Raw genomic sequence first — 26,996 nt, 5'->3', positions numbered from 1 at the left:
CGCTCGGATCACGAGCTGGGTGGCCGCAGCCGAGCCAACCAGACGCCGTCTTCGTGGCTCACGACGTCCGTGAGGCGGCTCAGCTCGCCCGAGACGGGGCCCGAGCGCTCGTCTGCCACGATCCAACGCACGCCCTGCGTGCGGTACGCGCTCGCGAGCCCCTCGGCCGTGGGACGCTCGATCAGCGCCAGCTCCGCGTCGAGCCGCGGCGGGTCCCAGAAGGGTGCCACGACGTACGGCACGCCCGGGGTCGCGTCTTCGAGCATCCGCGGCGCATACCCGTAGCCCCCGACGTCGCTGCGCAGGCCGGAGAGCGCCGACACCGCGAAGTCGCGGTTGTCCCGGAGGCCGCTGGCGGTGGCCCGCCCGTTCCAGATGCGGTTCGTGGCCACGACGTCGGCCGGGTCGGCATGGCGCCGTAGGTACTGCCCTGCCTCGAAGAGTGCCGGAGTGACAGCGGGACGGCTGGTCCGGGCCGTCGTTGCCACCACACTCCCTGCAGGCCCAGGAAGCCCGACCGGATCGAGGGCGGTCCACACCGCGAAGGAGCCGGCCGCGAATCCCGCGATCACCACGAGAGCCAGCCAGCCACCTGGTTCGCGCCCGAACCCTCTTCGACGCAGGACGAGCCACGCGAGGGTCGCGACCACCGTGACCACCGCGAGCATCTCGAGAGGGGGGGCGACCCAGGTCAGCGCCGTGTGCGCGCGGTCCAGCTGCGCGGTGGCAGAGATGTCGGGCCGACGCCCCCCGGAGGGGACGAGACGACGCACGGCGACCGCGCAGAGTGCGGCCCCAAGGACCATGACCCCGATGACGGCCGGCCTCAGCAGGCTCTCGCGGCTGCGGCTCTCGGTCGGGGCTGCACCCCGTGTGGTCAGCTCGGCCCGGACGAGGGCCCCGATGCCGGCGCCCGACAACGCATACGCGATGGGCAGGGCGGCGATCGGGAAGTAGTACTGGCTACCGCTCGGGTGCGTGAGCAGCATGGCCGCGCCGACACCGCCGACGACCGTCCCGATGCCCATCCATCCGGCGGGATCGCCCGGGCGACGCCGAACGAGGACGACTAGGCCCAGGGCCGGCAACAGGGTCGGTCCCCAACGGCGGACGATGCCCACGACGTACGCCAGCGCCTGCGAGGCAGGGCCGACGTCCGACGTGCGGTAGAGCATGGAGGCCTGCGCCGCGGGCCAGGCGGCGACATCGAGGCGGAGCCCGTAGGAGCCGGGGTAGATGACGAGGACGGCGAAGGCGGCGGTTGCTGCCACGATGCCGAGGCAGGCGGCATACCTGATGGCAACCGGCTTGAGCCCCCTGAGGTCTCCGTCTCCGCGGCGGCTGCGGCGCCACTGGCGTCCCAGGACGACCAGGCCGGCAAGACCCACGCCGCAGAGGATGACGGGCAGCTGCGCCGACTTCGCGCCCGCCGCCCCCACGGCGAAGAGCGGCAGGAGAGCTGCGGGGGCCAGCGAGTCACGCGAAGAGCGACGCAGGACCGCGAGGAGGCATCCCACGAGCGCGAGACCGAAGACCCATCCGAGGTCGGCCGTCGGGCTCACCTGCCAGTAGCCGGGGACCGGCACGATGGCGTTCGAGCCCCAGGTGTCGGCCGCCGCCGGCCGCACCAGGGCGACGCCGGCTGCCGCACCGACGCCACCGCTCCAGTGCCCGGTCACCTGGCGACCGACGGCGGCGCCGAGCAGCACGAGGAACACGACGAGCGTCGCCGGCAGCAGCCGCGTCACCACGTCGAGGTCGTCCAGACCCGTCCCGCTGAGCTGGGCCGCCACCGCGTGGTAGAACCAGTGATAGCCGAGGGACTCGCCGCTGACCATCGGATACCCCGGGATCAGGCTGCGACGCAGCTCACCGGTGAGGGCAGTCTGGTAGAGCAGGTCCTGGTAGTAGGACTGGTAGGTGGCTGTCGGACGTGGCGCGACGTCATGGAGCCCGGCCACCCACATCCAGCGCACGGTGGCGAGCACGATCACGACCATCGAGACGACGGACCAGGGCTCACTCACCCCGGCCATGGCGCCCAGGATCCGACGTCGCGTCCTCGGGACGAGCAGCAGGACCGCGACCACCAACGGCCCGACGACGAGCGTCGGCATCGGCTGCCCCACCACGTGCGCCACGAGCCAGATGGCCAGCGCGAGTCCGAGCCCGGTGGGGCCCGCCCACGCGAGGTCGGTCGACTCGATGGCACCGCCGCGCGCGCACCGGACCAGGACCCACCCCGGAAGGAGGACGCCGACGCCGACGACAGCCAGCCACCACAGGATCACACCGCTGTCGGACCCCGTGCGGGACCACGCCAGCGCGAGCGCTCCTCCTGCGGCCGCGAGGCTCGCGAGCTCGCCCATCCCACTGAGGCCCCTGATCCGCATGCGTCGAGCCTCCCACGAGAGCCTGAAGGATTCGTCCGACCACTCCCAGAGAAGGCTCGGTACGGCCCGGGGCCGCCCCGGGCCAGCGGGGGTCAGGGAGGGTGCGGACGCCGAAGGCCCCCGAGCAGTGCTCAGGGGCCCTCGTGCGGCCTGCGACTGCAGGCGACTGAGCGCGACTGGAGCCAAGCGGTGATGCTCGGCGCCAGCCGAAGCATCAGCGCTTGGAGTACTGCGGGGCCTTGCGGGCCTTCTTGAGACCGGCCTTCTTGCGCTCCGGGACGCGGGGGTCACGGGTGAGGAAGCCGGCCTTCTTGAGGGCGGGACGGTTGAGCTCCTCGTCGATGCCGTTCAGCGAGCGGGCGACACCGAGGCGCACCGCGCCGGCCTGGCCGGAGGGGCCACCGCCGTGCACGCGGACGAGCACGTCGTAGGAGCCGTCCAGCTCGAGGAGCGTCAGCGGCTCCTTGACGATCTGCTGGTGGACCTTGTTGGGGAAGTAGGCGTCGAGGGTGCGCCCGTTGATCTTCCACTCGCCGGTGCCGGGGACGATGCGCACGCGGGCGATGGCCTGCTTGCGGCGACCGGTGGCAGCGCCGGGGGTCGAGACCTCACGGGCACGCCTCGGCTCGCCGGCGACGGAGCCGTCGGACTCCGAGGTGTACTCGGTCAGCTCGGGCTCGTCGGTGTCGAGGACTTCCTCGTTCACGATGTCAGTCACGTGTCTTGTCGCTTTCTACGCAGCAGCCGGGGGCTTACTGCGCAACCTGGGTGATCTCGAAGGGGACGGGCTGCTGGGCCGCGTGCGGGTGCTCGGCACCGCGGTAGACCTTGAGCTTGGAGAGCTGCTGGCGGGCCAGCGAGTTCTTCGGGAGCATGCCGCGGATGGCCTTCTCGACGGCCTTCTCGGGGCTCTTGGCGAGCAGCTCGGTGTAGGAGGTCGACCGCAGACCGCCCGGGAAGCCCGAGTGGCGGTAGGCCTTCTTCTGCTCGAGCTTGGCGCCGGTCAGGGCGACCTTGTCGGCGTTGATGATGATGACGAAGTCACCGGTGTCGACGTGCGGTGCGAACTGCGGCTTGTGCTTGCCCCGGAGCAGGACAGCGGCCTGGCTCGCGAGACGGCCGAGCACGACGTCGGTCGCGTCGATGACGTGCCACGTGCGAGTGACCTCGCCGGGCTTCGGGGTGTACGTGCGCAATGGAGTCTGCCTTCGCTTCTGAAATGGTGGAGCAGTGAATGCCGCTGGGCTCGGTCCGCGTCGCCCGCCTCGTCCACGACGTGGTGAGGACGGGTTCGCCTGACGGCCCGGTGCACAACTTCATCCATGTTACGGGGTCGGACTCTCGTGCCCAAATCATGGGCACCGGGGCCGAATACCTACCCTGACCTGCAGCGATACCCCTGACAATCGCTCGTGCAAAGATCTTGTGCAGCCATAGTGTGCACAGGTATTGTGCACACTATGGCTGCACAGGACCACACAACCCCCTCCCCCCGGACTGCGTCCGGCCCATCGGACGACGAGAACGTCTGGCTGACGCCCGAGAGCGTGCGCGTCCTCGCCCACCCACTCCGGTCGCGCCTGCTCGGGGCCCTGCGCCGTGGCGGCCCGGCGACCGCGACCGACCTCGCCACGCTCCTCGGCACCAACTCCGGCGCCACGAGCTACCACCTGCGCAAGCTCGAGTCGGTCGGCCTCGTCCACGACACCGAGGAGGGCGAGGGAAAGCGTCGGCTGTGGCGCGCGAGCTCGGAGTACCACTCGTGGCACCCGAGCGACTTCGAGGGCGACGAGGACTCCGAGACCGCCCTCAACTGGCTGACCCGTGACTACGCCCGCCACTTCAGCGAGCAGTACGACAAGTGGCTCGACGTCTCGACGACGTGGCCCACCGCCTGGCAGGACGCCTGCGGTTCGAGCGACGCGGCGGTGCTCGTCACCGCCGAGTCCCTCGAGGCGATGCGGGAGGAGATGTGGGACCTCATCGAGCGCTACCGCCGCGTCGGACAGGGCAACCCCCAGGCGCGACGCATCGCCGTCTACGCCTTCGCCTACCCGCTCGACCTCGACCGACCCCCGACGACGAAGGAATGAGCCCGATGAGCCCCCGCGACACCCTGCTCTCCCCCACCGCGGCCCGCCGCGTCTTCCTCGCCCTGAGCTTCACCCGGTGGTTCCCGGTCGGGCTCGTCGTCGGGCTGCTCACGCTGTGGCAGCTCGAGCGAGGCCTCACCGTGGCGCAGGCGATGACGATCTCGTCGGCCGCGGGGCTGACGATCTTCGCGCTCGAGCTGCCCACGAGCGGCTTCGCGGACGCCTTCGGTCGCCGGCCGGTCTTCGTCGTCTCGGCCGTCGTCAACGTCGTCGCGAGCAGCATCCTGCTCGTGGCGCACTCCTTCTGGGCCTTCTTCGCGGCCGCCGTGCTCACCGGCATCTTCCGCGCCCTCGACTCCGGGCCCCTCGAGGCGTGGTTCGTCGACACGGTGCACGCCACGACACCCGGCGCCGACGTCGACGGGGCCCTCGCGGCCCAGGGCACCGTGCTCGGCGGAGCGATCGCCTCCGGCGCCCTCGTCTCCGGCGGCCTCGTCTGGTGGCACCCGTTCACGGGTGCGTCGGCACTCGTCCTCCCCGTGGCCGTCTTCGTCGCGCTCAACGTCGTGCACCTCGTCGCCGTCCTCGTCCTGCTGCGCGAGCCGCGCGGCGCCGAGCACCTCGACGCCTCGGGTGCCCGGCGCGCCCTCGCCTCCGCGAAGGAGGCTCCCACCGTCGTGCGCGACGGCCTCGGGCTGCTGCGGAGCAACCGCGCGCTGCGCGGCATCGTCTGCGTCGAGGTGTTCTGGTCGGTGGCGATGATCGTCTTCGAGACGTTCCAGCCGATCCGCCTGGCCGAGCTCGTGGGCGGCGAGGAGCGCGCCGGCGCGATCATGGGCCCGGTGGCCGCCGCCGGGTGGGCCGTCTTCGCCCTCGGCGCGGCCCTCTCGGGATGGTCGAGCCGCCGCATCGGCGTCACCTGGACCGCGATCGCCGCACGCATGCTCAACGGCCTCGGCGCGGTCGTCATGGGACTCGTGGCGGGGCCTGCGGCGCTCGTCGCCGCCTATGGCGTCACGTACCTGCTGCACGGTGCGGCCGGCCCGGCCCACTCCGCGCTGCTCCACCGCGAGGCCCAGGCCCGCAACCGCGCCACGGTCCTCTCGATGAACTCCATGGTCGCCTCAGCGGCCTTCGGCATCGCGGCCCCGCTCCTGGGCCTGCTGGCCGAGCGCACCTCGACGCAGCTGGCCATGGTGACCGCGGGAGGCGTGAGCGTCCTCGGCGCATGGTTCTACCGGCACGCCCTGCGCGCCGAGAGGGCACGTGCCGACGTGGGGGTCACGACCGAGCCCACGCTCCACCCCGCCGTCGACTGAGCCGCCGGCCCGTCCCACTCGAGGGGACGGGGCACTCACTCGACGTGACGCGTGGCTGGGCTCAGGCGGTCGGGGCGGTGATCTGGTCGAGCTCGGCCAGGTCCTCGGCGGTCGGCTCCCACAGGCCGGCCCGGACGTTGTCGACGACCTGCTCGGGGCGCGTCGCCCCCGCGATCACGGAGGCGACCGCGGGCTGCGCCGCGAGGCCGCCGATCGCGACGTCGATGGGGCGCAGACCGCGCTGGGCGGCATACGCCTCGAGGGCCTCGATCGTGTCCCAGTCGGCGCCCTCGAGTCGGTCGGCCATCCCGGCGAGCCGGGTGCCCTCAGGAGCCGGCTCGCCGCGACGGTACTTTCCGGTGAGCAGGCCGGAGGCGAGCGGGAAGAACGGGAGCAGCCCGACGCCGACGTGCTCGCACGCGGGCACGAGCTCGTCCTCGACGTCACGCTCGAGCAGCGAGTACTCGTTCTGCGCCGAGACGAACCGTGAGGTGCCTGCGGCCCGCGCCGTCCAGTCGGCGTCGACGACCTGCCAGCCGGTGAAGTTGCTACTGCCGAGGTAGCGCACCTTGCCCTCGCGGACCAGCTCGTCGAGCGCCGCCAGCGTCTCGTCGATCGGGGTCTGCGGGTCGGGTCGGTGCAGCTGGTAGAGGTCGATCCAGTCGGTACCGAGCCGCCGCAGGCTCGCTTCGACGGCCCTGCGGACGTAGCGGCGCGACCCACGCACCCCCCAGTCGGGGCCGTTGGCGCCCTGCATGTCCATGCCGAACTTCGTTGCCACCACGACGTTCTCGCGCTCAGATCCCAGCGCGAGGCCGAGCATCTCCTCGCTGGCCCCTTGGCCGTAGATGTCGGCGGTGTCGAAGAGAGTGATGCCGCTGTCGAGGGCCTGGCGCACCACGGCGTTCGTGCCGTCCTGGTCGAGGCGTCGGCCGAAGTTGTTGCAGCCGATGCCGACGGTCGAGACGGTGAGCCCGCTGTCGCCGAGCTGGCGGTAGGTCATGTCGGTCACCCGATCACCGTAGCCGCATGCCCGCGCCCCCGGCCTCGCGGTCGCGCCCGGTTCACCGAGCGGACCAACCCGCAGACACCCGCGTCGATCGCGTCTAGTCTGAGGAGATCGGACCGGGGACTCGTCCGTGATGGGGAATGGGGGGCGCGTGCTCGATCCGTTCGGCCGACCGGCGTGGCAGCCGTTGGCCGTCGTCGACGTGACCTAGCCCGTTGGCTTGGTCCGCGTCCGGCAGGACGGAGGCCACTCATGGGCTCATCCCCGCGACATCGTCGTCTCGGTCGGGTCGTCCCGGCCCTCGTCTCGCTCGCCGTCGCCGCAGCGCTGCTCGTCGCGACGGCCGTCGATGCCACCGCGGCCCCCGCGCCGGTGCTCCCGGCCCCCGCCACGGGTGTCACGGCGGACCGGTTGCCCACCGTGCAGATCGACGGAGTCGTGTGGTCCCAGGCCGTCGTCGGCACCACGGTGTATGCGGGCGGCTCCTTAGCCAACGCGCGCCCGGCCGGTGCCACGCCCGGGACGAACCTCACCCCCCGAGCCAACCTGCTCGCCTACGACATCACGACGGGCAACCTCGTGACCAGCTTCGCACCGAGCCTCAACGGGCAGGTCATGGGCGTCGCAGCCTCTCCCGACGGCTCGCGCATCTACGTCGTCGGCGACTTCACGACGGCCAACGGCCTCCCCCGCGCCCACCTCGCCGCGTACAGCACGACGACCGGAGCACTGCTGACCTCCTTCGCGCCGCTCGGACCGACGGCACGTGCCAGGGCCGTCGTGGCCACGAACAGCACGGTCTACGTGGGCGGAGGTTTCCAGGGCGTCGCCGGGGGCTCGACCCTGCGCAACAACCTCGCCGCCTTCCGCGCCTCGGACGGGGCGCTCCTGCCGTGGAACCCCAACGCCGACCTCGCCGTGTGGGCCCTCGCCGCCACGCCCGACGGCTCGCGGGTCTACGCGGGCGGCTCATTCACACACGTCGGGGGGCTGTCGGCCTACGGCCTCGCCAAGATCGACGGCACGTCGGGCGCACTCGACAGCTCGTGGGACCCGCCGGTGAACAACGCCGGACCCGACACCGGCATCAGCAGCCTCACCGTGCGAGGTTCCTTCGTCTACGGCAGCGCGTGGTCGTTCGGCAACGGCGCCAACCTGGAGGGCTCCTTCAAGATCCCCCTCGACAACTCCAACCCGGCCTGGGTGACCGCGTGCCACGGTGACATCTACTCGACCTTCCTGTCCGCGGGGGTCGTCTACACAGCCGGCCACCCGCACTACTGCGGCGCCATGGGCGGCGGCTTCCCGCAGTACCCGCAGTGGAGGTTCCAGCACTCCATGGCCTGGTCGGACACGGTGACCGGCGAGATCCTCAACGACTCGCTCGGCTACCCGAACTGGCACGGCGTGGCACCCGGCGCCGCGCTCGTCAGCTGGCTGCCGGACATGACGATCGGCAGCTACACGGGTCAGTACCAGGCGGGCTGGAGCGTCTCCGGCAACGAGGACTACGTCGTCTACGGCGGGGAGTTCCCGACCGTCAACGGCGTCGGCCAGCAGGGCCTGGTCCGCTTCGCGCGACGCCCCATCGCCCCGGCCAGGGAAGGACCGCGATTCACCGGCGGGACGTTCACCCCGCGGCTCGTGCCGACCTCGACCTCGACGCTGCGGGTCAGCTGGACGGCCGGATACGACAGGGACAGCTACAACCTGACCTACAGGGTCATTCGCAACGGCGCGCAGGGCTCCCCGGTCCACACGACGACCGTCGGTTCCACCTGGTGGAGCCGACCGGCGCTCGGCTTCGTGGACACCGGCCTGACCCCGGGAGCGACGTACTCCTACCAGCTCGTCGCGAACGACTCCGACGGCAACACCGTGTTCGGCGCCTCGGCGTCGGTGACGATGCCGACGTCCTTCTCCGCGTCCACGGCCTACGCCGACGCGGTGCGGGCGAACGGCGCACGCATCTACTGGCCGATGAACGAGACATCCGGCCTCCAGGTCAACGACCGGGCGGCGGGCAGGGCGGCCTCGACGCGGGTCGGCGTGACCGACGGCCGGGGTGACACCGGCATCACCTGGAACCAGGGCGGAGCGGTCAACGGCGACAGCGCGGCCCAGCTCACGGACAACGACTTCAGTCGCGTCTACGCGCTCGGCTCGGAAACGGCCCCGGACACCTTCAGCATCCAGACGTGGGTGCGGTCGAACACGACTCGCGGCGGCCGACTGCTCGGGTTCGGTGACCTGCAGAACGGGGACTCCGCCCACCGCGACCGCCACCTCTACATGGACAACGCGGGACGCATCGTCTTCGGGGTGCGGGCGCAGAACAACAGCCTGCGCACCGTCATCAGTCCCGCGGCGTACAACAACAACCAGTGGCACATGGTCACGGCGAGCATGAGCTCGGCCGGGATGCGGCTCTACGTCGACGGCGCGCTGGTCGGATCTCGCGCCGACACGACGGCGGGAGAGGCGTACCTCGGCTACTGGCGTCTCGGCGGCGACGTTCTCGACGGTTGGACCAACCAGCCGAGCACGCGCAACTTCGTCGGCTGGGTCGACGAGATCGCGGTCTACGACGTGGCGCTCAGCCCGGCCCAGGTTCAGGCCCAGTACGCCTTGCGCAACGGCGGCGTGGGCAACCAGCCTCCCAGCGCCTCCTTCACGACGTCGACGAGCGGACTCACGGCCTCGGTCAACGGCTCCGGGTCGAGCGACCCCGACGGATCGATCAGCTCGTATGCGTGGACCTTCGGTGACGGGACGAGCGCGACCGGCGTGACCGCCAACCACACGTATGCCGCGAGCGGGACGTACGTCGTCGGGCTCACCGTGACGGACAACCAGGGCGCCACCGCGAGCACGACCCGCACGGTCTCGGTCGCCGCCGCGGGGGTCATCGCAGCGGACGCCTTCTCGCGCACCGTCACGGCCGCGTGGGGCGCGGCCGACGCGGGCGGGTCGTGGACGACGACGACGGCGGCCTCCAACTTCGCCGTCGACGGCGCCGCCGGGACGATGCGGGTCGCCGCAGGGTCCGGACCGTCCGCGTACCTCTCGGCGGTCTCCGCGACCGACGTCGACCTGCGAACCACCTTGGCCGTCAACAACCCCGGCACCGGCGGTGGCCTCTACGCCTCGCTCGTCGGTCGCCGCAGCGGCACCAACGACTACCGCCTCAAGGTCCGGCTCGGGCCCTCCGACACGACCGTGTACCTGGTCCGCACGGTGGGCGGCGCCGAGACGGTGCTGGCATCGACGGTCGCGCCCGGTCTGGTCGTCGCCGCCGGCGACTCGCTCGAGCTCCGGCTTCGGCTCTCCGGGACGGGAACGACGACCCTCGAGGGCAAGCTGTGGCGGACGGGGAGTCCCGAGCCCGGCGCCTGGCTCCTCGTCGCGAGCGACACGACGGCCGCCCTCCAGGCGCCTGGCACGGTCGGGCTCTACGCCTTCCTCTCCGGGTCGGCGACGATCACGCCGATCACCGTGTCGGTTCCGTCGTTCGGGGCCACCGCTCCCTGAGCACGTGGGCTGCCCCCGACCTTGAACGCGGGGACCGGACGCGCCCACGTCCGTCGGTCAGCGGGGCCCGACCCCCGCTGACCGCTCCAGGACGCCTCGGCTTCGGTCACGGCTGGACGAAGACCGCCACGGTGCGAGGCGGCACGGAGAACGAGCTCGTCGCCGGGTCGTATGCCGCGCTCTTGACGACACGGTCGGCGCCGTTGGCCTGGACCGGGCTCAGGGACACCGAGCCGGTGAGACCGGGCACCTTCTGCGATACGGCGTCGGGGGTCGCGTTGAAGACGACGACGGCGCCGCGCAGGGCCGGATCGACGTCGACTCCCTTCGTGTCGTCGATCCGCATGACGATGACACCCTGCTTCGCCTCGGCCGTGCCAGAGACCGGGAAGGTCACCTTGGCGTTGATGGCGGCTGCGTTGCCAAGACGGAACAGCTTGGTGCTGAAGCGAAGTCGCAGCAGGTCCTGCGCCATCGCGTCGGCGCTGCGCACGTCGGCGGCGGACGGCTTGAGCGCCGGGTCGGCGAGCAGCGGCTTCATGAACGGCCACTTGGCGGAGTTCTGCTCCTGCGGCGGCAGACCGTGGCCGAAGCCGTTGTCGGCCCCGGTCCAGTCGAGCCGGTTGAACCAGTCACCGCTGTCGTACGAGTCGCGGTTGAGCGACTTGCTGCGGAGCAGGTCGGCGCCGGCGTGCCAGAACGACGGCGTCTGAGCGAGGGCGGTCGTCGCCAGCGACAGGGTGTTCATCCGAACCCGGTCCTGCATCGACGTCGCGACCGGCAGCTTGTACGTCAGCGAGTCGAAGAGCGTCTCGTTGTCGTGGGCGTCGACGTAGCTGACGACCTCGTCCGGCTGGTCGGCGTAGCCCGCCGGCGACCCGTTGTAGTCGACCTGCGTGCCGTTGACGACCGTCCCCGTCTTCTGGCTGCGGAACGTGAACGTCTTGAGGTTGCCGGCCAGCCCGAGCTGGACGAGGTCGGTGTCGCTGCCGAGGCGGGTGGCCGCGTCGGCGTTGATCGCGGCACCGTTCGGGTCGGTCGCCTCGCCGGAGCCGAAGCCCTGTCGACGCGGGTCCTCGTCGAACGGTCCTCCTCCACGCACCCCGTCGCGCAGGCGGTCGGAGAAGGTGCCGATGCCCGTGCCACCCAGCTGGCCCTGCGTCGCCTGGACGAAGAGCTTGTTGTCGGCGACCTCGCCGAAGTTCCAGCCCTCGCCGTAGAGGTAGATCGACCTCCCGTCGACGCCGTCCTTCGAGAGCGTCAGGGCATCGAGGGCCGAGCGGACCGCGAGCATGTTGGATTTGCTGTGGTGGCCCATGAGGTCGAAGCGGAACCCGTCGACCCGGTAGTTACGGGCCCAGGACACCACCGAGTCGACCATGAGCTTCTGGCCCATGGCGTGCTCGGTGGCGACGTTCTGGCAGCACGTCGACGTCTCGACGGCACCGCTCGCGTTGAGGCGGTGGTAGTAGCCCGGCACGACCTTGTCGAGCACGGACTTGTCGCCCTGGCCCGACTGGGCCGTGTGGTTGAAGACCTGGTCGAGCACGACGCGGAGGCCGTCCTGGTGCAGGGCCCCGACCATCGTGCGGAACTCGGCCACGCGGGCCCCGCCATCGGCCGCACTGGTGCTCGACGCGTACGAGCCCTCGGGCACGCTGTAGTGGTACGGGTCGTAGCCCCAGTTGAAGGCATCCTTGGGCGCGACCGCCCCGACGCACTTCTGCTGCTCCTCGCTGTCGGGCGCGTAGGAGGCGAGGTTGCACTGCGGCGTCTGCTGCTTGGCCTTGTCCTCCTCGATCGAGGCGATGTCGAAGCTCGGCAGCAGGTGCACGGTGTTGAGACCGGCCTTCGCGAGCGCCTTGAGGTGCGCCCTGCCGTCACCGTCCGCGGCGAAGGCCAGGTAGCTGCCACGCAGGGCCGCCGGGACCTTCGCGTCCGACATGGAGTAGTCGCGGATGTGCAGCTCGTAGATCGTCGAGTCGACGTCCTGGGCGAGCTTCGGCGACGGCGTGCGGCTCCACACCGAGGGCATGAACGCCGAGCTCGTCAGGTCGACGGCGACCGACCGCGTGGAGTTCAGCGTCAGCGCCACCGAGCTCGGGTCGGTGACGACGTTGGTCTCGACCTTGCCCGTCGTCGGAGCCCACACCGTGACCTCGTAGAGGTAACGGGCGTTGAGCGCCGTCGAGGTGCTGAGGCTCGTGGTCCACGCTCCGTCGGACGAGCGCGTCATCGGCGTGCGTCGGGCCGTGTCGACCGGACGGTCCGCCGAGCGGGCCGGCCAGGTGAGCAGGGTGACCTGCTGTGCCGTGGGGGCCCACAGGCTGAACGTCGCCCGGCTGCGGGCGAAGCCCACACCGTAGGTGCGAGCGGCCGCCCGGTCGGCGTAGATCGCATCGAGGGCGATGGCCGTCTGCGCGCCCGTCGCGTCGAGCAGCTGGCCCGTGGAGGCGTACATCGCGACGGCGACCTGGCCCTTGAGGATCTCGGGCATCAGCTTGGCGGTCGCCTTGTCGAGACGCAGGGCCACGGCCCCCTTGAGCTCCGGGTGGGCGGCCAGGAGCGAGGCGGGAAGCCCGGCCGGGTCGCGCGTCAGGCTCGCCACGGAACCGCCGGTGACAGCCTCTGCGTCGACGGCGAGACCGCCGTCGGCCGACCAGTGCAGGCGCCAGTCGAGGGTCGCGGGGTCGGTGCCGGCCGGCAGCGCCGACGCCGGCCAGGCGACGAGGTCAGGACCCACGACGTAGGCCTTCGACTTCGTCAGGTCGGGGGCAGCGCCCGCCTTGGACGTCTTGACCGTGACCTCGTGGGTCGAGGCCTTGTAGGTGATGGTGGTGAGCACACCGTCGGCCGGGACCGAGAAGGCGACGTTGCTGGCCGGGTAGGCCTCGGACCAGGACAGACCCACGGCGATCTTGAACTCGTAGGAGCCCGCGGGGATCTGGTCGGTGGTGAAGACGTACGTGCCGTCACCGTCGGGGTCCTGCAGCCACGACCGCATGCAGTCGGGCGCCCAGTCTCCGGGGCAGCCGAGCTCGCTCTGGAAGCTGCCCGGGGCCGTGATCATCGGGCCCGTTGCGTCGTTCGTGGCCCAGTGGGTGCGGTGGTCGTAGTAGAAGGTGATGGGCTTGCCGGCGGCCGTGTAGGGGATGTTGCCGCCGCCCTTGACCGCTCCGGCGCCGTAGTTCTCGTCCCACGACTTGTTGATCGCGGCCTTGTACTCGTAGTCGCCGACCGGGATGGAGTCGAAGGTGCCCTTCCAGATGTCGTCCTTGGCGTCCAGGGCGAGCTGCGCCTGAGCGCAGTCCGGTTGCCAGTCGCCGGGGCAGCCCATCTCGGAGTTGTGGTTGCCGGGGACGCTGACGTGGTCGGGCTGGGTGACGGGGCCGACGCCACCGCCGCCACCGCCGCCGGACGTCTCGGGCTCGCCCACCACACCGTAGGTGGAGGTGGCGGAGACGTGGCCGGCGACGTCCTTGGCCACGATGCGGTACTCGACGAGCGTGCCCTTGGCGAGCCCGGACACGTCGTGGAACACGCGGTAGGGCGCGTTGTCGTCCGTGCCCAACGGCGTCCAGGCGGACGTGCCCACCGGGCGCTGCAGGAACGAGACCTCCGCGAACGTGTTGCCGGGCAGGGCCGCGCCAATCTCGGCACGACCACCCACGACTCCGCCGGCGCTGGGCGACGTCGGGTAGATGGCGGGAGCCGACTTCGGCTGCGCCATGGTCGAGTTCGCCCGGTAGACGGCCACCGACAGCGGCGGGACGGTCACCGTGACGCGGCCGTCGGCCGCGGCGCGCAGGTCCGCGGTGGCGCCGAGGATCGGCACGAGCTTCGAGCCGGCGGAGTAGGTCGAGAAGGTCGCGGTCTTCGCGGTCGTGGCGTTGTTGGCGACGACGACGTACTCGCGCTTGGCCGCCTTGTCGATGCGGCTGATCGCGTAGATCCCGGCGGCGTCCGAGGCGTAGCGGTGCACCTGCGCCCCGTCCGCGAGGGCCGGGTTGGCCGCGCGAAGGCCGGAGAGCGCCTTGATCTCCCGGTAGAGCGGCGCGGACGTGTCGTAGTGCGAGCCGGTGCCCGCGAGGTCCTTGCTCCCGACGACGACGTCGTCCTGGTAGATCGGCGTGCGGCTGGCGAACATGTCCTGGCGCGCACGCTTGTCGCCGAAGTCGCTCGTCGGACCGGTGAAGCCCTGCTCGTCGCCGTAGTAGACGACCGGGTTGCCGCGGGTCAGGAACATCAGGGACGTCGCGAGCCGATCCCGGGCCAGCAGGTCGTCGCCCGTGGCGCCGCCGGCGAGCAGCATCGCACCGACGCGACCCATGTCGTGGTTGCCGAGGAACGTCGGCAGCTCGTAGGCGTTGGAGTCGGTGTCGGTGTAGTAGTCGTCGCCCGCGAAGAGGTCGCGGATGCCGGTGGTCGCCTTGCCCTGGGCGAAGCCGAGCGCCGCGCCCTGGAAGCCGAAGTCGAGGGTCGCCGGCAGCGCACCCTTCGTCGTGAACTGGCTCGTGTAGGCGGGGTTGCCGTCGTAGACCTCACCGAACATGAAGAAGTCGTCGTTGCCGATCGCCTTGGCATGGCTCAGGATCGCCGGCGAGAACGCCTGCCAGAACTGCATGTTGACGTGCTTGACGGTGTCGATGCGGAAGCCGTCGACGCCGAAGTCGACCCAGGACTTGTAGATGTCCTCCATGCCCGTGACGACCTTGGGGTTCTCGGTGAAGAGGTCGTCGAGACCGGAGAAGTCACCGTACGTCGAGGACTCGCCGGCATACGTCGAGTCACCACGGTTGTGGTACAGCGTCGTGTCGTTGAGCCAGGCCGGGACCTTGACGTCCTTGTCGGCGTCGGCGACCTTCGGCACGTACGGGAAGGACGTGCCGGCCGACATCGTCGGGAAGCAGTCCGGCACGGTGTCGCCGGCGCAGGCCGGTTTGCCGGCGACGGCAGCGTCGTCGAAGGCCTTGCCGCGAGCGTCCTTGTAGGGACTCGTCTCCTTGTTGACGTACGTGTACGTGCCACCCTCGTAGGAGATGACGTCGGCCGTGTGGTTGGTGATGATGTCGAAGTAGACCTTCATCCCCTTCGCGTGGGCGGCAGAGATGAGCGCCTTCATGTCGGCGTTCGAGCCCAGGTGGGGGTCGATCCGGGTGAAGTCGGTGATCCAGTAGCCGTGGTAGCCGGCGCTCGCGTCGGAGCCGCTGCCCTGGACGGGACGGTTCTTGAAGGAGGGCGTGAGCCAGATCGCGGTCGTGCCGAGGCCCTTGATGTAGTCGAGCTTGCCGGTCAGACCCTTGAGGTCACCACCGTGGTAGAAGCCCTCGTTCGTCGGGTCGAAGCCGGTCGTGAGCGGTCCACCCGTGAGGCCGCCCTGGTCGTTGGCCGTGTCGCCGTTGGCGAAGCGGTCGGCCATGACGAAGTAGAAGCGCTCCTTCGTCGCGAGCGAGCGCAGCGACGACGCGGCGAGCGTCGTGTCGGCCTTCGTGGCGGCTCCGGGCAGGTCGGTGGGGGCGATGCCGATGGCGTGCGTCGTGTCGTCGTAGGTGAAGCGGAGCGTGGCCGGGCCGGCGAGGACGAGCGGCACGTTGCCGCCGCCCTGGCCGTAGCTCTCGTCCCACGAGTGGTTGATGGCCACCTTGAGCTCGTAGCTGCCCTTCGGCAGACGGAACTCGGCGGCATACGTCGTCGTGCCCGGCTCGAGCGCGAGGTCGGTCGCGGTGCAGTCGGGCTGCCAGTCGGCGCTGCAGCCGAGCTCGTCCTGCAACGACCCGACGACCGTCGCGGTGCGCGGGGCGTCGGCCAGGGCGGTCGGTGCCCCGGCCAACGGGACGGCGAGTCCGGCCAGGACGAGGGCCGAGATGCTGGCGACGGACAGGGCCGGGCGACGGCGCATGCGCACTCCTTTGTGGGCTGGGTCGCTCACGCCCGTGTCTGGACGCTTGACCACCGGGGAGAACCTAGCGCCCGAGTCGGACACCACGCCAGACCTGGACTGCAAAATCTTGCACTCAGGCTCAGGATGTTGCGGCTTCTTGCGCGGAACGACAGCCGCTCAGCCCATCGATGCACCCGGGCGGCGCACGAGGGCGGCCACGGCCGCGCCGAAGTCGGCGACCCGCGTCACGGTGACCGGCCCCTCGGGCGCCTCGATCCCGTCGGGCCAGCCGGGGCCGCCGATGACGACCTCGAGGGGCCAGCCGATGACCTCGAGGTCGCGCCAGAACGGCTCGGCCTGCGGGCGCGCGAGCGAGGCCCAGAGGAAGGCCGCACGTGGCTGCGACTCGCGCAGCGCTGACACGAGGGCGTCGGACGGCACGCGCGGGCCGAGGAAGAGGCTCGCCACCCCGTGGCGCGCGAGCTCCGCCTCGAGCGCGAGCAGCGGGAGGTGGTGCTGCTCGTCGTCGGCGCTGGCGAGCACGACGGGCACACCTGCGACCCGGAGCCGGTTGGCCCGCACCACCGCGCGCAGCTCGGACTGGAGGAGCTCGCTCGTCAGGTGCTCGGCCTGCACCCCGAGCCGCCCCTCCTCCCAGAGGTCACCGACGCGGCGCAGTGCCGGCACGAAGACCTCGACCCAGGCCCGGCCGACGTCGCGGCGTCGCAGGACCTGACGGTAGAGCAGTGCCATCGTGCGGGGGTCGAGAGACCGGGCCGCGCCCACGATGGCCTCGACGAGGTCGGTCGCATCCTGCTCGGCGCCCTCCACCTCGCTCGCGGGCGCACCAGCGGCAGGGGGGGCACCGCTCAGACCGGGTCCAGCGGGCACGCGCCCGAGCCCGCCTCCCTCCCCCGAGGCCGCGGACCCGTGGCCCCCGTCGAGACGTTCCGCGATCGCCCCCGAGTCCATCGCGAGCACCGAGTCGGCGGCACTCTGCGCGGGCACCCCCTGGGCGGTCAGGCGGGACATCAGCAGCACGCGCCGGATGTCGAGCTCGGTGTAGCGGCGGTGGTTGCCCCGGGTCCTCAGGCTCGGTCCGACGCCGTGGCGGCGGTCCCACGACCGCAGGGTCGGCGCAGCGATGGCGAGTCGCTCCGACACGACTCCGACGGGCCAGCCCAGCTCGGGCGCCCGCTCCCCCGGCTCGGGGTCGTCGGGCTCCGTCTGGCCAGGCTCCCTCGAGGCTGCTGGCTGCGGGTTCATGGCGATCCTCACCGTTTCAGGTTGGTCGCCCGCGTCGGGCGGAGCGGTCCGAGATTCCCGTCATGGACCGCTCCGGCGCCGATCGGGCTACCCGGATCATAAACTTATGCAGACCTCTTGTGCAATGCATAAGTTCTGCGTAGGTTCTGCATCAGATCGCTCGACCGGACCGACGGAGGAAGCCATGACGATCACTCGCCTTCCGCGCCCCACCTACTCCTCGTACGAGTGGCAGGAGCAGGGTCGGTGCCGCACCAAGGCCGTCGAGCAGTTCTTCGCCGACGACCAGGAGCTCGACCAGCGCGAGCGCCGCGAGCAGACCGAGGCCGCCCGCATGGTGTGCGCCTCCTGCCCCGTCCGTGAGCGGTGCCTCGACCACGCGCTCCGGGTTCCCGAGACCTTCGGCATCTGGGGCGGCACGACACCGACCGAGCGCGCCCAGATGCTCTGGGACGTCGCCGGCTGACCGAGCCGTCAGCGCACGGCGAGAGCGATGACCTGCGCCATCGGCAACTCCGCGAGCGAGGCCCCGTCGAGCAGCAGCTTGGCGCCGCGAACGCCCGCGCCGATGACGACCGGGCCCGCCGCGACGACGGCTTCGTCGACGAGCACCGGCCAGCCCGCCGGCAGCCCGACGGGCGTGATGCCACCCTGCTGCATCCCGGTCAGCTCCTGGGCCTTCGCCTGGTCGGCGAAGGAGATCTTGCGGGCGCCGAGGTGCTTGCGCACGACGCGGTTGATGTCGGCCCGGTCGGTCGCGAGCACCATGACGGCCGCGAGGGTCGTCTCCTCACCGCGGCGTGCCTCCACGACGACGCAGTTGGCCGACGCCTCGGGCGCGACGTCGTAGGCCTCGCAGAAGGCCGCGGTGTCGGCGAGCGTCGCGTCGATCGGCGCGACCCGGACCCCGGGCACGTGATCGAGCGCCGCCGCGACGGTCGGGGCGAGGAGGTCGGGGCGCTCGGAGGCAGCCACCCACGTCAGGTTTCCTTCGGCGCTGGGCATGGCCCGAGCGTATGCCGCCCGCTCGCCCGACGCCCCGGGGTCCGTATGCCGTCTGCCCGCCGGCCGCCAGCGCCGTCCGGAAGGTCGCGGTCACCGCCGCCGACGACGTGTCAGTGTGAGAGCTCGGCGACCACCGTGGCAGCGGGCACCGGCCGTGCCGACCTCCAGCCCGAACCGGCCCACAGCGCAAGCAGATCCGAGCGCTCCGCACGTGCTGACGCTCGCCGCAACGGCACCGTGAGGTGGTGCACCTCGGGGTAGGCGGCCGGGGCGTGGCTGTCGTGCCGGCGCAGGAACTCGGTCTCGAGACCGCGCGCGAGGCGACCCGAGTAGGCCCGGGTCACGGCGGTGCGCTCGTACGAGGGGTCGGCGAGCGCGCGGCGGTAGGCGAGGCCGGTCCCGGCCTCGGGGGTGAGCAGCAGGGCGGTCCCGACCTGGACGGCGTCCGCCCCGGCGGCACGCACCTGCGCGGCTCGCTCCCGGGTCGAGATCCCGCCCGCAGCGACGATCGGCACGTCCGTCTGCGACCGCACGACGGCGACGAGGTCGAGCAGGTCGGAGGTCGACGGCTCCTTGGCCGGGTCGAGGGTGCCACGGTGTCCGCCGCCTTCCGGCCCTTGGAGACAGAGCCCGTCGACGCCCGCACTGAGGGCCGCTGCCACCTCGTCGACGTCGGTGACCGTGGCGACGGTCTCGATGCCGGCGCGGCGCAGCTCACCGAGCACCGCCGTGCTCGGCAGCCCGAACGTGAAGGACACCAAGGGAACTCGCTCCCGCACGACGAGGTCGAGCTTGCGTTCCCAGTCGTCGTCGTCGCCGGGTCTCGGCTCACCGGGCTCCACGCCGACGGACCGCGCGTCGTCGCCGAGCGACTCGCGGTAGGCGGCCACCGCGTCCGCGCGCTCGACGCCGGTCAGCTCGCCCCGCCCGACGGCATACGCGTTCGCCTGGGCTGGCACGAAGAGGTTGACGCCGAAGGGGCGCGAGCTCGCGTCCCACACCTCGGCGATCGCCGACGCGAGCTGAGGTGCCGTGAGGTAGCCCGCGGCGAGGAAGCCCAGACCACCGGCCTCGCCGACCGCGGCGACGAGCTCGGGAGTGGTCGGACCTCCCGCCATCGGGGCGCCGACGACACCGGTCTCGAGCGTTCGCAGCAGCATGCCCCGACGCTACTCCGCCCGCCCGCCCGGGGCACCGGGCCGTGCGGCCGGCGCCGCGAGTGTGGGAGTGGGCGTGGTCACCGCGGCCGGACGACCCGCCCCTCGTCCCACACCGGCTCGGTCGACTCGTAGACGCGGCCGTCGGCACCGAAGACGAGGAAGCGGTCGAAGCCGCGCGCGAACCACCGGTCGTGGGTGACGGCCACGACCGTGCCCTCGAAGCGGTCGAGCCCCTCCTCGAGCGCCTCGGCCGACTGGAGGTCGAGGTTGTCGGTCGGCTCGTCCAGCAGCAGCATCGTCGCTCCCGAGAGCTCGAGCAGCAGGATCTGGAACCGGGCCTGCTGCCCGCCTGACAGCGACTCGAACTTCTGCTCGCCGGAGCGCGCCAGCTCGTAGCGGTCGAGCGCCCGGGCGGCCTGCTCGCGCGGGCGACCCTCGCGGTGCTCGTCGCCCCGGTGCAGGATCTCGAGCAGCGTGCGCCCCATGAGCGAGGGGTGCTCGTGCGTCTGGGCGAACCATCCCGGACGCACGCGCGACCCCAGCCGCACGACGCCGGAATGTTCGACGGGCACCGGTCGCACGTCGCCGACGGGCTGGTGCTCGCGCTCGGGATCGGTGCCGCCGCACGCGAGCAGCCGCAGGAAGTGGGACTTGCCCGAGCCGTTGCTGCCGAGGATCGCGACGCGCTCGCCGTACCAGACCTCGAGGTCGAAGGGCTTCATCAGACCGGTCAGCTCGAGCCCCGTCGCGACGATGGCCCGCTTGGCCGTGCGGCCTCCGGTGAGGCGCATCTTGACCGACTGCGTCATCGGCGTCTCCTCGGGCGGGCCGGCCTGCTCGAACTTCGCGAGGCGGGTCTGCGCGGCCTGGTAGCGCGACGCCATGCCGTCGTTGAACTTGGCCTTGACCTTGAGCGTCTGCACGAGGGTCTTGAGCTTGACGTGCTCCTCGTCCCAGCGGCGGCGGAGCTCCTCGAGGCGGTCGTTGCGGTCGGTGCGGGCCTGGGCATACGTCGCGAAGCGGCCGGGGTGCACCCAGAGCGTGGCTCCCGCGGCACCGGGCTCGAGAGTCGCGACGCGGGTGGCGACCCGGTCGAGCAGCTCGCGGTCGTGGCTGATGAAGAGCACCGTCTTCGGCGAGGCGACGAGGGCCTCCTCGAGCCAGCGCTTCGTCGGCACGTCGAGGTAGTTGTCCGGCTCGTCGAGGAGCAGCACCTCCTCGGGCCCGCGCAGGAGCGCCTCGAGCACGAGCCGCTTCTGCTCACCGCCGGAGAGCGTCGTGACCGTGCGCCACTGCGCCTGCTCGTAGGGGATGCCGAGGGCCGCGACGGTGCACTGGTCCCAGAGCGTCTCCTGCTCGTAGCCACCGGCCTCGCCCCACTCGACGAGCGCGTGGGCATAGGCCATCTGGTCGTCCTCGGAGTCGCGCTCCATCATGAGCAGCTCGCTGCGGTCGATCTCCTCGGCGGCGGCGCGGATGCGCTCGGGTGCCACCGAGACGAGCAGGTCGCGCACCGTCGTGTCGTCGCGGACCTTACCGATGAACTGGCGCATGACCCCCAGGCCGCCCGAGCGCGTGACCGCGCCCTCATGGGCCGCGATGTCGCCCGCGATGATCCGCGTCAGCGTCGTCTTCCCGGTCCCGTTGGGGCCGATGAGCGCGACCTTGGCCCCCTCCCCGACCCGCACGGAGACGTCGTTGAGCAGCGGCCTGCCGTCAGGCAGGCTGAACGAGACGGAGTTGACGTCGACATGGCCCACGAGGGTCAAGCCTGACGTATGCCGTGGGGCCGCGTCACGCGGTTAAGCATCCGGTCGCGCACGTGTCACCCCCACGCCCAGGAGTCGAGCACGGCGCGGTAGACGTCGAGCGCCTCCGGGTGGGCAGGGTCGTAGGTGAGCCGGATCGCGAAGGCCTGCTCGGTGTAGGCGACGACGTAGTAGAGGTGGCGCACCTGCTCCGACTGGTCCACGACGATGCCCATCGCCCGGTAGCCGGCGATCTCGCGCTCGGGCGCAGCCATCGGAGTCAGGCCCTTGGCTTCGAAGCCCCGACGGATCCCGTCGACGACCTCGGCCAGCGAGTGCGAGCCGACCTTGATCGGGCGCTCGACCGCGATGAACGCCGGCACGCCGTCGTCGTCGGGCTGCACGAGGGTGTCCGGGGACGGGTCGAGGTCGCGCTCGGCCCGGCTCCACCCGACGGGCTGGAGGTAGCTGTAGTCGACGCCGCGGACACGGTCCTCGGTCATCGCCACGGGGCCGACCGCGGCCGGGAGCGGTTCGATGCGGTGGCCACCGCTGTCGATCGTCGGCGCCGCGGACGTCGGCAGGTGGACGACGCCGACGTCGGTCGGGGTCGGCGCCACCGGGGCGGGGTCGGCGGAGCACCCGGCGACGCCCGGGGCCACGACCAGGGCGATCGCCGGGAGGAGTGCCGCCGACCTCCTCACTCGAGACGCCATGGGGCTACGTCCACGCCCAGGTCGAGAGGAGCTCGTCGAACTCGGCCATCGCGTGCGTCGCATCGGCCTGGGAGGAGCTGAGAGTGAGCAGGTAGATGCGGCCTGCGCGCGCGACGCCGTAGGAGCGGGCGAGTACCTTGATGCCCTGCTGCTCGAAGGTCGTCGTGAAGCCGACGGCCGTGGAGCCCGACACGCTCCTGTCGGGGGCCGACGACACGGTGCGTCCCGCGGCTCCGAGCTGCTGACGCCCCTTGGCCAGCTCGTCGTCGAGGACCGACTGGTCGCCGGCGGTCGAGGTGACCACGAGGTTGTTGGCGAAGGCACCGACCTTCTTGGACGAGAGGAGCACGAGGTCGATGTCGGCCACGCCGGTGGCCTTGTCGGTCGCCTCGGTCCACCCCTCCGGAGGCACGACGGTGAAGGCACCCGAGCGGCCCCGGAGCTCGTCGCCCGCTGACGTCGTGACCGAGCCCGTCGTCGTGGACGGCGTACCCGACGTCGAGGCGGGGCTGCGCTCCGACGGCGACGCGGTGGTGTCCTTGGAGCAGCCCGTGAGCACCAGGGCGCAGGTGAGGACGCCCACCGAGACGACACGGGTCGGGCGGGCCTTCATGCGGACGATCCAACCACAGGTGCCCGGTGGCCGCCGATCCGGTCTCGGGCCTGAGACACCGCTCAGGCGGGAGAACGGCGCGCCCGCGTGGCCGCGGCCCGCGCGGCGAGGTCGTCGTCGTCCGGGTAGACGACCTCCTCGAGGCTGAGGCCGTGCGGCGGCATGACGTGGATCCCTGCGGTGCGCTCGGCCCGGTCCCGGAGCGCCCGCGGCCAGTCCGCAGGCCGACGGCCCTCGCCGACGGGCACGACGGCACCGACGAGCGACCGCACCATCGAGTGGCAGAAGGCGTCGGCTCGCACCGTGGCGGCGAGCACGCCGTCGGGGAGACGGACCCATGAGAAGTCGAGCAGGGTGCGCACGGTCGTCGCACCCTCCCGCTGCTTGCAGAACGCCGCGAAGTCGCGCAGTCCGACGAGCGAGCGCGACGCGTCGTCCATGGCCGCGACGTCGAGGGGCCGGCGCCACCAGACCGTGTCGTGGCGCCGGAGCGGGTCGCGGTCTGCGTCGAGGTCGGCAAGGCGGTAGAGGTAGCGGCGTTCGACGGCCGAGAAGCGTGCGTCGAAGCCGACGGGGGCCACCGCCGCACGGCGCACGACGACGTCCGGGCCCAGCAGGCCACCGAGTCGACTGACGAGGGCCGCCCCCGGCTCCCGGTCGGAGCGCCCCGGCAGGCCGGCCCACGCCCGGGCGTCGAGGTCCACGTGGGCGACCTGACCGCGCGCGTGGACGCCGGCATCGGTGCGGCCGGCCACGGTGACCCGGACGGGCTCCGGGCTGCGCAGCACCGTGGACAGGGCGGCGGTCAGCTCACCCTGGACCGTGCGCAGCGCCGGCTGGGCGGCCCACCCCGAGAAGGCCGTCCCGTCGTAGGCCAGGTCGAGGCGCACGCGCAGCGTGGACCCGCTCGACTCGCTCATGGCGCCCGAGCCTAACGGGATCCGAGGGGCGTCCGTGACGCGCGCCCGTCAACCAGGGACGGGTCGTGCACGTCCTATGAGTGGGACACCGGACGACCCGGTCCGGACCCGCCAGAAGGGGGAACCTCCATGCACACCGTCACCCGCCGCCTCCTCGTCGCCGCGTGCGCGGCCGCACTCACCGCGCCGGTCGCGTCCGCCGGCACCCTCACACCGGCCACGGCGTCGACCGCGCCGTCCTGCGGCGTCACGTGGGGATCCGGGGCGAAGGCGACGAGCCCCGCCCAGCTCTGGAGCGGCGCCGTCACGGGGGTCCGGGCCGGTCGGCACGCCTGCTACGACCGACTGGTCATCGACCTCGCCCGGGGCCGGGGCAGCCTCGGCTACACCGTCCGCTACGTCAGCGCCGTCACCGCGCCGGGCAGCGGCCTTCCCGTCGCCGTGACCGGTGGCGCGAGGATCCAGGTCACCATCGATGCGCCGTCGGTTCTCGGCCGGACCACGACGACCTTCTCGGGCTGGAACACCTTCCGGCAGCTCAAGGGCATCGGCAGCTTCGAGGGGTACACCGACTACGGGCTCGGCGTGCAGGCGCGGCTGCCGATGCGCGCCTTCGTCCTGGCGGACGCCGACGGTGGCCGCCGTCTCGTCGTCGACGTCGCCCACCGGTGGTGAACGGGAAGGGCCCCGCACCAGTGGTACGGGGCCCGACTCGTCGCGCCGGAGCTCGAGGTCACTCTCGGTGGCGCGGGTGGCTCAGGAGCCGGAGCCAGCCTTCGTGAAGCCGGCGGCCTCGGCGTCCTCGGCCGACGTGAACCAGAACTCGGCGATCGTCTGGTCGTACCACTGGCCGTCGGGCTCGTGGTACTTGCCGGAGTCGGCGTTGCCCTTGACGGTGTAGCCGTTCTCGGGCGACGAGCCGTCCTCGTTCGCGGCGACGGCGCCCTTCGGCAGCTCGACAGCAGCCTCGGTGGCCTCGGCCTTCTCGGCGTCCTCAGCGGCCTTCGTCTCGGCAGCGGCCTGCTTCGACTCGCTCTGCTTCGCAGCGCGCTTCGTGGCGGACTCGGCCTCCTTGACCGTCGCCTTCTTGGCCGACAGCGGCTCGCGGACGAGCTCGATGACGACCATGGGGGCGTTGTCGCCCTTGCGGGCGGCGATCTTCGTGATGCGGGTGTAGCCACCGTCGCGGGCCGCCATGTCAGGGGCGATCTCGGCGAACAGGCGGTGGACGACACCCTTGTCACGCACGACCGTGAGGACGCGGCGACGGGCGTGCAGGTCGCCGCGCTTGGCGAACGTGATGAGACGCTCGGCGAGCGGGCGCAGACGCTTGGCCTTGGCCGCGGTCGTCGTGATCTTGTCGTGCTCGAAGAGCGACGTCGCGAGGTTGGCCAGGATCAGCCGCTCGTGGGCGGGGCCGCCACCGACGCGGGGACCCTTGGTGGGGGTGGGCATTTCGTTTCTCCTAGAAGTCCGACCAGGCCGTTCTCGAGCAGTTCGCCGAGGGCTCGGTCAAGAAGCGGTTGGTCAGAGACGCTCGTCCTCGACGAACGACTGGTCGTCGTCGTCGCTGTAGTCGTCCTCGCCGTAGCCGTCGACGAGGGCAGACGGGTCGAACCCGGGCGGGCTGTCCTTGAGGGCCAGACCCATGCCGACGAGCTTGGCCTTGACCTCGTCGATCGACTTCGCACCGAAGTTGCGGATGTCGAGCAGGTCGGCCTCGCTGCGGCCCACGAGCTCACCCACGGTGTGGATGCCCTCGCGCTTGAGGCAGTTGTAGGAACGAACGGTGAGGTCGAGGTCCTCGATCGGCAGGGCGAGGTCAGCGGCGAGCGCGGCGTCCGTCGGCGACGGGCCCATGTCGATGCCCTCGGCCTCGACGTTGAGCTCGCGAGCCAGACCGAACAGCTCGACCAGCGTCTTGCCGGCCGAGGCCATGGCGTCACGCGGGGTCATCGAGTTCTTCGTCTCGACGTCGACGATGAGCTTGTCGAAGTCGGTGCGCTGCTCGACACGGGTCGCCTCGACCTTGTAGGTCACGGTGAGCACCGGGCTGTAGATCGAGTCGACCGGGATGCGGCCGATCTCCTGGTCACCGGACTTGTTCTGCTGCGCCGAGACGTAGCCACGGCCACGCTCCACGGTCAGCTCCATCTCGAGCTTGCCCTTGTCGTTGAGCGTCGCGATGTGCAGGTCGGGGTTGTGCACCTCGACACCAGCCGGAGGCGTGATGTCGGCAGCGGTGACCGCACCCGGGCCCTGCTTGCGCAGGTACATGACGACCGGCTCGTCGTGCTCCGAGGAGACGACGAGGCCCTTGATGTTGAGGATCATCTCGGTGACGTCCTCCTTCACGCCCGGAACGGTCGTGAACTCGTGGAGCACGCCGTCGATGCGGATGGAGGTGACCGCCGCGCCCGGGATGCTCGAGAGCAGGGTGCGACGGAGGGAGTTGCCGAGCGTGTAGCCGAAGCCGGGCTCGAGCGGCTCGATGGTGAAGCGGCTGCGGTTCTCGACCACGACCTCTTCGGAGAGCACGGGACGCTGTGCGATGAGCACTGTTCATTTCCTTCCCACGGGCGACCGCCATATGACGCCTCGTGAAACTGCCCGGTCGTGATCCGGGCGGGCCGGCTCGGCTCTGTCTGCGAGCGCGACCCCAGGCAGGACCCCCTCCGTATGCCGCTGGGCGGGCCCAGCGGCATACGGACGTGGGGCTGGTGTCAGTTCTTCGAGTAGAGCTCGACGATCAGCTGCTCGGTGAGCTGCGAGTCGATCTGCGCGCGCACCGGGAGCTGGTGGATGAGGATCTGCAGCGAGCCGTCGACGACCTGCATCCAGGCCGGGACGGGACGCTCGCCGAACGTCTGGCGAGCCAGCTCGAACGGGAAGGTCTCGACCGACTGCTTGCGGACCGTGATGATGTCGTACTGCTCGACGCGGTAGCTCGGGACGTCGACGCGCACGCCGTTGACCTCGAAGTGACCGTGCGTCACGAGCTGGCGGGCGTGGCGACGCGTGCGGGCCAGGCCCGCGCGGTAGACCACGTTGTCCAGACGCGACTCGAGGATCTGGAGAAGGTTCTCGCCGGTCTTGCCGGGGCGCTTCGCCGCTTCCTTGTAGTAGCGGACGAACTGCTTCTCCATGACGCCGTACTGGAAGCGGGCGCGCTGCTTCTCCTGGAGCTGGGTGAGGTACTCCTTCTCCTGGATCCGGCGACGGCCGTGCTGGCCGGGCGGGAAGGGACGGAGCTCGAAGTTCTTGTCGCCGCCGACGAGGTCCATCTTGAGGCGGCGGGACTTCTTGGTGATCGGGCCGGTGTAACGAGCCATGTTTCTAGTT

General features: G+C 71.4%; 20 protein-coding genes. 5 read left to right on the top strand and 15 right to left on the bottom strand.

The genetic code is table 11. The features are described from left to right. Positions 1-8: 8 nt before the first annotated feature. The 3 genes from NR112_RS13185 to rplM form a co-directional block, all read right to left on the bottom strand. A complete protein-coding gene (locus tag NR112_RS13185; protein WP_256794751.1) occupies positions 9-2,393 on the bottom strand; it encodes a hypothetical protein in 2,385 nt (794 codons plus the stop codon). A gap of 214 nt (positions 2,394-2,607) precedes the next feature. Continuing rightward, the gene (gene rpsI / locus NR112_RS13180; protein ID WP_256794750.1) at positions 2,608-3,111 is read right to left on the bottom strand and encodes a 30S ribosomal protein S9; all 504 of its coding nucleotides are present in this window, start codon (positions 3,109-3,111) and stop codon (positions 2,608-2,610) included. Between the two features lie 34 nt (positions 3,112-3,145). Further along, on the bottom strand, positions 3,146-3,589 hold the full coding sequence (gene rplM, locus NR112_RS13175) for a 50S ribosomal protein L13 (protein WP_020143191.1): 444 nt from the start codon (positions 3,587-3,589) through the stop codon (positions 3,146-3,148). A 264-nt stretch (positions 3,590-3,853) separates the two neighbouring features. Here rplM and NR112_RS13170 point away from each other — a divergent pair, with 264 nt between their 5' ends. Continuing rightward, complete coding sequence (locus NR112_RS13170) at positions 3,854-4,486, top strand: helix-turn-helix domain-containing protein (protein ID WP_256794749.1); 633 nt, start codon at positions 3,854-3,856, stop codon at positions 4,484-4,486. Positions 4,487-4,491: 5 nt separating this feature from the next. Further along, on the top strand, positions 4,492-5,805 hold the full coding sequence (locus tag NR112_RS13165; protein WP_256794748.1) for an MFS transporter: 1,314 nt from the start codon (positions 4,492-4,494) through the stop codon (positions 5,803-5,805). Positions 5,806-5,866: 61 nt separating this feature from the next. On the opposite strand, the gene NR112_RS13160 is transcribed toward NR112_RS13165, so the two are convergent. Next, positions 5,867-6,808, bottom strand: coding sequence for an aldo/keto reductase (locus NR112_RS13160; RefSeq protein ID WP_256794788.1), 942 nt, complete (start codon positions 6,806-6,808; stop codon positions 5,867-5,869). 258 nt (positions 6,809-7,066) lie between these two features. On the opposite strand from NR112_RS13160, the gene NR112_RS13155 reads away from it, so the two are divergent. Further along, entirely contained in the window at positions 7,067-10,345 is a 3,279-nt protein-coding gene (locus NR112_RS13155; protein WP_256794747.1) for a LamG-like jellyroll fold domain-containing protein, read from the top strand. 106 nt (positions 10,346-10,451) lie between these two features. On the opposite strand, the gene pulA is transcribed toward NR112_RS13155, so the two are convergent. Then, on the bottom strand, positions 10,452-16,244 hold the full coding sequence (gene pulA / locus NR112_RS13150) for a pullulanase-type alpha-1,6-glucosidase (protein WP_256794746.1): 5,793 nt from the start codon (positions 16,242-16,244) through the stop codon (positions 10,452-10,454). Between the two features lie 159 nt (positions 16,245-16,403). Beyond that, on the bottom strand, positions 16,404-17,492 hold the full coding sequence (locus NR112_RS13145) for a MerR family transcriptional regulator (protein ID WP_256794745.1): 1,089 nt from the start codon (positions 17,490-17,492) through the stop codon (positions 16,404-16,406). Between the two features lie 184 nt (positions 17,493-17,676). On the opposite strand from NR112_RS13145, the gene NR112_RS13140 reads away from it, so the two are divergent. Beyond that, on the top strand, positions 17,677-17,958 hold the full coding sequence (locus tag NR112_RS13140) for a WhiB family transcriptional regulator (RefSeq protein ID WP_020143197.1): 282 nt from the start codon (positions 17,677-17,679) through the stop codon (positions 17,956-17,958). 8 nt (positions 17,959-17,966) lie between these two features. On the opposite strand, the gene NR112_RS13135 is transcribed toward NR112_RS13140, so the two are convergent. From NR112_RS13135 to truA, 6 genes are all read right to left on the bottom strand, one after another. Continuing rightward, positions 17,967-18,497: a YbaK/EbsC family protein gene (locus NR112_RS13135; RefSeq protein WP_256794744.1), complete on the bottom strand. Its 531-nt coding sequence runs from the start codon at positions 18,495-18,497 to the stop codon at positions 17,967-17,969. A 110-nt stretch (positions 18,498-18,607) separates the two neighbouring features. Next, positions 18,608-19,657: a nitronate monooxygenase gene (locus NR112_RS13130; RefSeq protein ID WP_256794743.1), complete on the bottom strand. Its 1,050-nt coding sequence runs from the start codon at positions 19,655-19,657 to the stop codon at positions 18,608-18,610. A gap of 77 nt (positions 19,658-19,734) precedes the next feature. Continuing rightward, positions 19,735-21,417, bottom strand: a complete 1,683-nt coding sequence (locus NR112_RS13125) for an ABC-F family ATP-binding cassette domain-containing protein (protein WP_256794742.1) — start codon at positions 21,415-21,417, stop codon at positions 19,735-19,737. Between the two features lie 65 nt (positions 21,418-21,482). After that, the gene (locus NR112_RS13120) at positions 21,483-22,121 is read right to left on the bottom strand and encodes a hypothetical protein (protein WP_256794741.1); all 639 of its coding nucleotides are present in this window, start codon (positions 22,119-22,121) and stop codon (positions 21,483-21,485) included. Between the two features lie 4 nt (positions 22,122-22,125). After that, positions 22,126-22,734 carry a hypothetical protein gene (locus NR112_RS13115; RefSeq protein ID WP_256794740.1) on the bottom strand — a complete coding sequence of 203 codons (609 nt, stop codon included), beginning with the start codon at positions 22,732-22,734 and terminating at the stop codon, positions 22,126-22,128. Between the two features lie 62 nt (positions 22,735-22,796). After that, on the bottom strand, positions 22,797-23,654 hold the full coding sequence (gene truA, locus NR112_RS13110) for a tRNA pseudouridine(38-40) synthase TruA (RefSeq protein ID WP_256794739.1): 858 nt from the start codon (positions 23,652-23,654) through the stop codon (positions 22,797-22,799). A 129-nt stretch (positions 23,655-23,783) separates the two neighbouring features. Here truA and NR112_RS13105 point away from each other — a divergent pair, with 129 nt between their 5' ends. Then, entirely contained in the window at positions 23,784-24,329 is a 546-nt protein-coding gene (locus NR112_RS13105; protein ID WP_256794738.1) for a hypothetical protein, read from the top strand. Positions 24,330-24,410: 81 nt separating this feature from the next. Here NR112_RS13105 and rplQ read toward each other — a convergent pair whose 3' ends face one another. The 3 genes from rplQ to rpsD all read right to left on the bottom strand — a co-directional run bounded on the left by rplQ (position 24,411) and on the right by rpsD (position 26,986). Further along, on the bottom strand, positions 24,411-25,109 hold the full coding sequence (gene rplQ / locus NR112_RS13100; RefSeq protein ID WP_256794737.1) for a 50S ribosomal protein L17: 699 nt from the start codon (positions 25,107-25,109) through the stop codon (positions 24,411-24,413). A 72-nt stretch (positions 25,110-25,181) separates the two neighbouring features. After that, positions 25,182-26,213, bottom strand: coding sequence for a DNA-directed RNA polymerase subunit alpha (locus NR112_RS13095; RefSeq protein WP_020143206.1), 1,032 nt, complete (start codon positions 26,211-26,213; stop codon positions 25,182-25,184). Between the two features lie 164 nt (positions 26,214-26,377). Then, positions 26,378-26,986, bottom strand: a complete 609-nt coding sequence (gene rpsD, locus NR112_RS13090; protein WP_020143207.1) for a 30S ribosomal protein S4 — start codon at positions 26,984-26,986, stop codon at positions 26,378-26,380. Positions 26,987-26,996: the final 10 nt, after the last annotated feature.

The organism is Terrabacter sp. Ter38 (genome assembly GCF_024519435.1).
Taxonomy (GTDB): domain Bacteria; phylum Actinomycetota; class Actinomycetes; order Actinomycetales; family Dermatophilaceae; genus Terrabacter.
This window is presented reverse-complemented; position numbering and strand designations above follow the sequence as displayed.

Excerpts from the sequence above, each read along its gene's own strand:
- NR112_RS13185 (WP_256794751.1), bottom strand. The coding sequence starts at position 2,393 with ATGCGGATCAGGGGCCTCAGTGGGATGGGCGAGCTCGCGAGCCTCGCG.
- NR112_RS13170 (WP_256794749.1), top strand. The coding sequence starts at position 3,854 with ATGGCTGCACAGGACCACACAACCCCCTCCCCCCGGACTGCGTCCGGC.
- NR112_RS13165 (WP_256794748.1), top strand. The coding sequence starts at position 4,492 with ATGAGCCCCCGCGACACCCTGCTCTCCCCCACCGCGGCCCGCCGCGTC.
- NR112_RS13160 (WP_256794788.1), bottom strand. The coding sequence starts at position 6,808 with ATGACCTACCGCCAGCTCGGCGACAGCGGGCTCACCGTCTCGACCGTC.
- NR112_RS13155 (WP_256794747.1), top strand. The coding sequence starts at position 7,067 with ATGGGCTCATCCCCGCGACATCGTCGTCTCGGTCGGGTCGTCCCGGCC.
- pulA (WP_256794746.1), bottom strand. The coding sequence starts at position 16,244 with ATGCGCCGTCGCCCGGCCCTGTCCGTCGCCAGCATCTCGGCCCTCGTC.
- NR112_RS13145 (WP_256794745.1), bottom strand. The coding sequence starts at position 17,492 with ATGAACCCGCAGCCAGCAGCCTCGAGGGAGCCTGGCCAGACGGAGCCC.
- NR112_RS13140 (WP_020143197.1), top strand. The coding sequence starts at position 17,677 with ATGACGATCACTCGCCTTCCGCGCCCCACCTACTCCTCGTACGAGTGG.
- NR112_RS13135 (WP_256794744.1), bottom strand. The coding sequence starts at position 18,497 with ATGCCCAGCGCCGAAGGAAACCTGACGTGGGTGGCTGCCTCCGAGCGC.
- NR112_RS13130 (WP_256794743.1), bottom strand. The coding sequence starts at position 19,657 with ATGCTGCTGCGAACGCTCGAGACCGGTGTCGTCGGCGCCCCGATGGCG.
- NR112_RS13120 (WP_256794741.1), bottom strand. The coding sequence starts at position 22,121 with ATGGCGTCTCGAGTGAGGAGGTCGGCGGCACTCCTCCCGGCGATCGCC.
- NR112_RS13115 (WP_256794740.1), bottom strand. The coding sequence starts at position 22,734 with ATGAAGGCCCGCCCGACCCGTGTCGTCTCGGTGGGCGTCCTCACCTGC.
- truA (WP_256794739.1), bottom strand. The coding sequence starts at position 23,654 with ATGAGCGAGTCGAGCGGGTCCACGCTGCGCGTGCGCCTCGACCTGGCC.
- NR112_RS13105 (WP_256794738.1), top strand. The coding sequence starts at position 23,784 with ATGCACACCGTCACCCGCCGCCTCCTCGTCGCCGCGTGCGCGGCCGCA.
- rplQ (WP_256794737.1), bottom strand. The coding sequence starts at position 25,109 with ATGCCCACCCCCACCAAGGGTCCCCGCGTCGGTGGCGGCCCCGCCCAC.
- rpsD (WP_020143207.1), bottom strand. The coding sequence starts at position 26,986 with ATGGCTCGTTACACCGGCCCGATCACCAAGAAGTCCCGCCGCCTCAAG.